The organism is Archangium sp., assembly GCF_036389735.1.
Classification (GTDB): Bacteria; Myxococcota; Myxococcia; order Myxococcales; family Myxococcaceae; genus Archangium.
Genome location: NZ_DASVWK010000263.1, coordinates 1 through 1,707, shown reverse-complemented (window position 1 = coordinate 1,707; position 1,707 = coordinate 1). Strand labels below are relative to the sequence as shown.

Annotated in this window: 1 protein-coding gene; it reads left to right on the top strand. The window is 69.5% G+C overall.

Annotated features, from left to right (window positions below; all coding sequences use genetic code 11):
- Nucleotides 1–32 precede the first annotated feature (32 nt).
- The coding region (locus tag VF794_RS09520; protein ID WP_331108963.1) for a 2Fe-2S iron-sulfur cluster-binding protein at nt 33–1,707 on the top strand (1,675 nt) is incomplete at its 3' end.

Sequence of the window (1,707 nt, the reverse complement as noted above, 5' to 3'; positions counted from 1 at the left end):
ACGATCAACAAGATCGGCGGCGAGGTCGAGCAGTGAGCGACAACGACACCAAGAAGCCCACCGGAGACTCGCAGACGCCCCCCAAGGGCTCGCCCTCCGAGACCCGCGAGGCGCCCGGCTCCGAGCCGAAGCACCCGCCCGCGGGCGCGAAGCTGGACACCCCTCCGGCCGCGCACAGCGCGCCTACCGCGCCTCCGCCGCCCGCGGCGAAGCCGGCCGGCCCTCCGCCGCCGAAGAACCCGGGCTTCGTCACCTGCACCATCGACGGCAAGGAAGTCGTGGTGAAGCCGGGGACGAACATGATCGAGGCGGCCAAGATGGTCGGCTCGGACATCCCCTACTTCTGCTACCACCCGCGCCTGACCATCGCGGCCAACTGCCGCATCTGCATGGTGGAGGCCTCCAACGCCCCCAAGCTGGTGCCCGCCTGCCAGACGCCGCTGGCCGAGGGCCAGGTCATCAAGACCACCACGGCCAAGGTGAAGGAGCAGCAGCGCGCCGTCATGGAGTTCCTGCTCCTCAACCACCCGGTCGACTGCTCCATCTGCGACCAGGCCGGTGAGTGCAAGCTGCAGGACTACTACATGCGCTACGACTACCGCCCCTCGCGTCTGGAGGGCGGCAAGGTCATGAAGAACAAGCGCAAGGTGCTCGGGCCCCGCGTGGTGCTCGATCAGGAGCGCTGCATCATCTGCAGCCGCTGCGTGCGCTTCATGAACGAGATTCCGAAGGAGCCGCAGCTGGGCATCTTCGGCCGTGGCAGCCACGAGGTCATCGACACGTTCCCGGGCAGCGAGCTGGACAGCAACTACTCGCTCAACACCGTGGACATCTGCCCCGTGGGCGCGCTGCTCAGCCGGGACTTCCGCTTCCGCGCTCGCTCGTGGTTCCTGTCCGCCGCTCCGTCCGTGTGCACCGGCTGCTCGCGCGGCTGCAACATCTACGCGGACTTCATGGCCCAGGACACCTACCGCTACCGCCCGCGCGAGAACGAGGCCATCAACAAGAGCTGGATGTGCGACCAGGGCCGGCTCTCGTACAAGTACCTCAACCTCGAGCGCGTGCTGTCCTCCGTGGTCGGTCGCCAGCAGGGTACCGGCGTCGCACGTCCGGAGATCGCCCGCCGCGAGGCCGTGCAGGCCGCGGCCAGGGCGCTCGCCGACGTGAAGGGCCGCGTGGCCGTGCTCGCCTCGCCGGTGGCTTCCAACGAGGACCTGCTCGCCTCGCTCACCTTCGCCAAGGTGTCGCTGGGCGCCAAGGAGGTCTACGTGGGTGGCCGCCCGCAGGGTGCCGCCGACCACTACCTCATGACGGCGGACAAGAACCCCAACCGCAAGGGCCTGGAGCTGATCGCCCAGGGCCTGGGGCTGACGCTCAAGCCGTTCGAGGAGCTGGTGAAGGCCATGGACGGCGGCCGGGTGAAGGCGCTCGACGCCGTGGGCACCGAGGTGCCGGGCGACGCCACCGCGTTCGTCCAGGCGGCGGCGAAGCTGGACGTCTTCGTGGCGCAGGCGACGAACGAGTCGCCCCTCACCGCGCAGGCCACCGTGCTGCTGCCCGCCTGCGTGCACGTGGAGTTCGATGGCACCTTCGTCCAGGTGGACGGCATCATCCAGCGCTTCCGCAAGGCCTATCCCGCCAAGGGTGACGCCGTGGCGCACTGGGCGCTGGCGGCCGAGCTCACCCGGGAGATGGGTGGCACGGCGG